The following is a 5,396-nucleotide window of genomic DNA, read 5'->3' as shown; positions in this document are numbered from 1 at the left end:
GCGACGTCCAACGTCGCGTCCCAGAACAGCTGAAGGGTTACCGGATGGAAAGCTACGACCTGGCGATCATCGGAACAGGTTCGGGCAACAGCATTCTCGACGAACGCTATGCAAACAAGCGAGTCGCGATCTGCGAGCAGGGAACGTTCGGCGGAACCTGTCTCAATGTCGGCTGCATTCCGACCAAGATGTTCGTCTACGCTGCCGAGGTCGCCGAAACAATCCGCACGGCAGCGCGTTACGGCATCGACGCGCACATCGACCGGGTGCGCTGGGACGACATCGTTTCACGCGTGTTCGGGCGCATCGACCCGATCGCGATCGGCGGCGAAGACTACCGCCGCGCGGAGCGGAATGTCGACGTCTACGACAAGCACACCCGCTTCGCGGCGGTCCAGTCCGACGGCCGTTATCTGCTGCGCACCGACGACGGCGACGAGTTCACCGCCGAGCAGGTGGTAGTCGCCGCGGGGGCACGTCCAGAGATTCCGCCGGCCATCCGCGACTGCGGGGTCCGCTATTACACCAGCGACGACGTCATGCGGATACCGGAGTTACCCAAGCATCTGGTGATCGTCGGCGGCGGCTTCGTGGCATGCGAATTCGCCCATGTGTTCTCCGCGCTCGGTGTCCGGATCACGTTGGTGATCCGCGGCGGTGCTCTGCTTCGGCATCTCGACGACACACTGAGCTCACGCTTCACCCGCATCGCGTCGGCCAAGTGGGGCGTGCGCAGCCACGTCAACATCATCGGCTCGCATCAGAACAAGTTTGGCATCGTGCTGGAACTCGACGACGGCTCCGAACTGCAAGCCGACACCGTGCTGGTGGCGACGGGCCGGCGCCCCAACGGCGACCTGCTGGACGCCGACAAGGTCGGCATCGATCTCGACGATCGCCGGGTCGTCGTCGACGAATATCAACGGACCTCTGCGCGTAACGTTTTCGCACTCGGCGACGTGTCGTCGCCCTACGAGCTGAAACATGTGGCCAACCACGAGGCGCGCGTTGTGCAGCACAACCTGCTCCGCGACTGGGATGACACCGCCGCAATGGTCGCCACCGACCACCGCTTTGTACCAGCGGCCGTGTTCACCGATCCGCAGATCGCCAGCGTCGGAATGACCGAGAACGAAGCCGTCGCAAAGGGTTTCGACGTGTCCTGCAAGGTCCAGAATTACTCCGACGTCGCCTACGGCTGGGCAATGGAGGACACCACCGGCATCGTCAAACTCGTCGCGGACTCCGCGACCGACCGGTTGCTCGGTGTTCACATCATGGGCCACCAGGCGTCGTCGATCATCCAGCCGTTGATTCAGGCGATGAGCTTTGGTCTGACCGCGCACGAGATGGCGCTCGGTCAGTACTGGATTCACCCTGCGCTGCCGGAAGTCGTCGAGAACGCGTTACTGGGACTGTCAGACTGACGGCCGTGCCCGGTCCGGCCGGATTACGCGGCGGTGGTTGAGGATCGACCGCGCTGCCGACTGTCGATCGACCACAGATGGCCACAGTCGGGACATTGCAGGTGCAGGAGCCACGCCCGACTGTTCAGCAGATACTGCCAGTGCGCATCGCAATTGCGACTGCTCTGGCAAGCGTTACAGCCGACGCCGTGGTCGCACTGTGGGCAGCTGAACCAGGCGCGGCGACCTCGATCAGCAGTGGGATCAATCGGAAACACGGCCAGCCACCCGATCCGGAAGCACGCCGGCGGCCACCAGGTCGTCGTAGATACGTTGCTGATCGTCGTCAAGATCGGAGTACAACATCGCGTACGCGCGATCCTCCTGGGCCAGCACTTCCACCGGGTCCCAATCGTCCCCGATCGCCTCGAGGATGGCGGCCCGGCGGCGCGCCTCGTCAAGCGTCAGGTCGTATGCGAACGCCAGATGATTGGCCTCAGCAGCCACTTGGTCTCCCCGTGCCGACATGTCAAACGAGCTACCAGAGTCGGCGGTCGCGCTTGCAGTCGGCAATGGCCTCCGTCACATTCGACGGTTGAGGTTGATCACACTTTCGTCCGCTCCGCCGGCATCATCGAGTGCGCTTGGCGGCCTTGAGCAGGCATCGACAACTGAACCGGCCGGCCAGATGGATCTGCGAGGCCGCCGGCGCTCGGGCGCCGCTGATTAGTGGGGGTGGTTGTGCTCTTGCCCCAGATCCGCTTGGTGTACATGCGGATGCGTGTGTTCGGTTCCGTCGTCGTGGGCGTGGGCGTGATCGTGCTCGACGTGCTCGTGATCGTGGCTGGTGTGCGGGTGCGTGTGGGTGAGGTCGTCGTGGCGGTGTTCGTGGGTATGCGGTTCGTCGTGACCGTCTTTATGGTGTGTCACTGTCGTCTCCCTGTGGTGTGAGATCCCGGCTGCAACCATTGTGCTCTCCGCGATGAGCCCTGGGAACAAGCCAGACCCGCTGAATTAGGGGCATCCTGTCTGGTCTGCAACCCTCGCGGCGCCTGGGGTGTAGAACAGTGCGCATGGGCCTCAGGTGTCAGGGCTCGGGACTCGGCGGTGATAGCCGTGCATGAGCTTTCGCTCTGCGAGGCGATCGTCGGCGTGGTCAAACCGTACGCCGACGGTCGCCACGTCGACGTCGTACGCGTCAGGATCGGCGCGCTTCGCCAGGTGGTACCCGAATCGCTGTCGTTTTGCTGGACGCTGCTTCGGGACTACGAGGACATGCCCGATGCCGAGTTGGAACTCGAATTCGTCACCGCTGAAGTGCGCTGCCGGTCCTGCGGCAACGAGTCGGCGATCACTTCCCAGTGGTCACTGCTGTGCCCGTGTTGCGGGAGTGCTGACGTCGAGGTGCTGCGCGGCGACGAGTTTTTGGTGACGTCACTGGATGTCTCGTGAAAGGTGTTGACGATGGGTAGATTTCACCGCCACGACGACGGGACCGTGCACACCCACGAGCACGGTGAGCACACCCACGTTCATTCCCACGACCACGGCGATCACAGTGGCTACCGGACCGGGTCCCAGCGGATCGACGTCCTTGAGTCGATCTTCGCCGAGAACGACGTCCGGGCAGATTTCAATCGACAGGCGTTTGAGCGCAACAGTGTTCGTGCGATCAACCTGATGAGTTCCCCCGGGTCCGGGAAGACGACGGTGCTGGAAGCCACCCTCGACGAACTCGCCGGCAAGATCGCCGTGGGAGTGATCGAGGGCGACATCGCCACCGACCTGGACGCCGCCAAACTCGGGGGCCGCGGCGCCCAGATATCCCTCCTGAACACCGGCAACGGATTCGGCGGCGAATGCCACCTCGACGCGCCGATGGTCAATCGTGCGCTGCAGGGACTGGATCTGGCTCGTCTAGACTTGGTGATCATCGAGAATGTCGGAAATCTGGTGTGCCCGGCCGAGTTTGATGTCGGCGAGCATGCCAAGGCGATGGTGTATTCGGTTACCGAGGGTGACGACAAACCACTGAAGTATCCGGTGATGTTCCGCGCCGTCGATGTGGTGCTGCTCAACAAGATCGACCTGGTGCCGTATTTGGAGGTCGACGTCGACTCGTATGTCACCCGCGTGCGCGAGGTCAATCCGACGGCGACGATTTTGCCAGTCAGTGCTCGCACCGGCGTCGGCATGGCCGACTGGTTCGATTGGCTGCGACAGTTCATGGCAGGTTCAGCGACCTGAGAGCACGGCGGTGGCAGCGGGATACCCGCCCGGAGTTCAGCTGGAAATCGCTTGATTACCAACACGTGCGACTGATTCGCAAGACGTTATTAGTGTTGCTGATCGGTACGCCCCATTGATCGCTGCCGACGGCGATCGTTCGCAAAGAGTACGCCGTCGCTGACGAAATCTGGTCGGAAATCCGGAATCCCGTACGCGGTCTCCAGATTTGCCAGAACTTCGTTGACAAGGCAGTTCAGCGAGAGTAAACCCAGGACATAGCGCCGCGTAAGCGGGCCGATAGCCGACTCCCGCGGTGTCAGGGACCTTAGCCCCGGTCCCGGAAAGCTGCGATATGCCAACGGAAGCAGCAGTCAAAGCAGAAGAAACATTGATCCACGTTCTATGGATCAATGCGGGTCTGAGTTGTGACGGCGATTCTGTGGCGCTGACTGCCGCCACGCAACCCAGTATCGAGGAGATCGCGCTCGGCGCGCTACCCGGACTGCCCAAGATCGCCGTGCACTGGCCACTGATCGATTTCGAGTGCGGCCCCACCGGCGGCGCGGACGACTTCCTCGAATGGTTCTTCAAGGCCGACCGCGGTGAGCTCGAACCGTTCGTGCTCGTCGTCGAAGGTTCGATCCCAAACGAGGCGATCAAGAACGAGGGGTACTGGTGTGGGTTCGGCAACGACCCGGCCACCGGGCAGCCGATGACCACCAGTGAGTGGCTCGACCGGCTCACTCCCAAGGCGACAGCCGTGGTCGCAGTGGGAACCTGTGCCACCTACGGTGGCATCCACGCGATGGCCGGCAACCCGACCGGGGCGATGGGCGTGCCCGATTACCTGGGCTGGGATTGGAAGAGCAAGGCCGGAATCCCGATCGTCTGCGTCCCGGGCTGCCCGATCCATCCCGATAACTTGTCGGAGACGCTGACCTATCTGCTCTACATGGCCACCGGGCAAGCGCCGATGATCCCACTTGATGACGCGTTGCGGCCGCAGTGGCTGTTCGGGAGCACCGTGCACGAGGGTTGCGACCGGGCCGGCTACTACGAGCAGGGTGACTTCGCCACCGAGTATGGATCGCCGAAATGCATTGTGAAGCTTGGCTGCTGGGGTCCGGTCGTCAAATGCAACGTGCCCAAGCGAGGCTGGATCAACGGGATCGGCGGATGCCCGAACGTCGGCGGAATCTGCATCGGATGCACCATGCCCGGGTTCCCGGACAAGTTCATGCCGTTCATGGACGAACCCCCGGGCGGCAAGGTGTCCACCACTGCATCGGGCCTCTACGGCTCGGTGATCCGGAATCTGCGGGGCATCACCAACCGCACGCTCGACAAGGAACCGCGCTGGCGGCACAAGGGCGACAAACTCACAACCGGCGCACACCGCACCTGGTAATGCGCACCATCTCAGCTCGAAGGTAGGGAGCAAACTCCGATGACAACGATCATCCCCGAGCCGTCCCACGCGAAGCGCGAGCCCGGCCAACTCGTCGAGATGGCATGGGATCCGATCACTCGGATCGTGGGCAGCCTCGGCATTTACACCAAAATCGACTTCGAGAATCGCGAAGTGGTCGAGTGTCACAGCACCTCGTCCATTTTCCGCGGCTACTCGATCTTCATGAAAGGCAAGGACCCTCGCGACGCGCACTTCATCACCAGCCGCATCTGCGGAATCTGTGGAGACAACCACGCCGTCTGTTCCTGTTATGCCCAGAACATGGCCTACGGGGTCAAGCCGCCGAACCT

7 protein-coding genes are annotated in these 5,396 nt (G+C 62.6%); 5 read left to right on the top strand and 2 right to left on the bottom strand.

The features are described 5' to 3' along the window. The first annotated feature begins 44 nt into the window (after positions 1 to 44). Entirely contained in the window at positions 45 to 1,427 is a 1,383-nt protein-coding gene (gene mtr / locus WAO18_RS09350) for a mycothione reductase (RefSeq protein WP_422205792.1), read from the top strand. Between the two features lie 243 nt (positions 1,428 to 1,670). Here the strand turns inward: mtr and WAO18_RS09345 are convergent, their stop codons facing one another. Beyond that, positions 1,671 to 1,913: a DUF6400 family protein gene (locus WAO18_RS09345; RefSeq protein WP_422205791.1), complete on the bottom strand. Its 243-nt coding sequence runs from the start codon at positions 1,911 to 1,913 to the stop codon at positions 1,671 to 1,673. 219 nt (positions 1,914 to 2,132) lie between these two features. After that, a complete protein-coding gene (locus WAO18_RS09340; RefSeq protein ID WP_422205789.1) occupies positions 2,133 to 2,336 on the bottom strand; it encodes a zinc transporter Slc39a7 in 204 nt (67 codons plus the stop codon). Positions 2,337 to 2,522: 186 nt separating this feature from the next. Between WAO18_RS09340 and WAO18_RS09335 the strand changes: the two genes are divergently transcribed. The 4 genes from WAO18_RS09335 to WAO18_RS09320 all read left to right on the top strand — a co-directional run. After that, complete coding sequence (locus WAO18_RS09335) at positions 2,523 to 2,858, top strand: hydrogenase maturation nickel metallochaperone HypA (RefSeq protein ID WP_422205787.1); 336 nt, start codon at positions 2,523 to 2,525, stop codon at positions 2,856 to 2,858. A 12-nt stretch (positions 2,859 to 2,870) separates the two neighbouring features. Continuing rightward, on the top strand, positions 2,871 to 3,653 hold the full coding sequence (gene hypB / locus WAO18_RS09330) for a hydrogenase nickel incorporation protein HypB (protein ID WP_422205785.1): 783 nt from the start codon (positions 2,871 to 2,873) through the stop codon (positions 3,651 to 3,653). 334 nt (positions 3,654 to 3,987) lie between these two features. Beyond that, positions 3,988 to 5,043 (top strand): hydrogenase expression protein HypE, encoded by a 1,056-nt coding sequence (locus WAO18_RS09325; protein WP_422205783.1) that lies wholly within the window; start codon positions 3,988 to 3,990, stop codon positions 5,041 to 5,043. Positions 5,044 to 5,082: 39 nt separating this feature from the next. Further along, positions 5,083 to 5,396, top strand: a 314-nt coding sequence (locus WAO18_RS09320; protein ID WP_422205781.1) for a nickel-dependent hydrogenase large subunit, incomplete at its 3' end; no start/stop codon positions are given.

Origin of the sequence: Mycobacterium sp. (assembly GCF_049278535.1) — a bacterium.
Lineage (GTDB): Bacteria > Actinomycetota > Actinomycetes > Mycobacteriales > Mycobacteriaceae > Mycobacterium.
The sequence above is the reverse complement of the archived record's forward strand: the minus strand, read 5'-3'. Positions and strand labels throughout refer to the sequence as shown.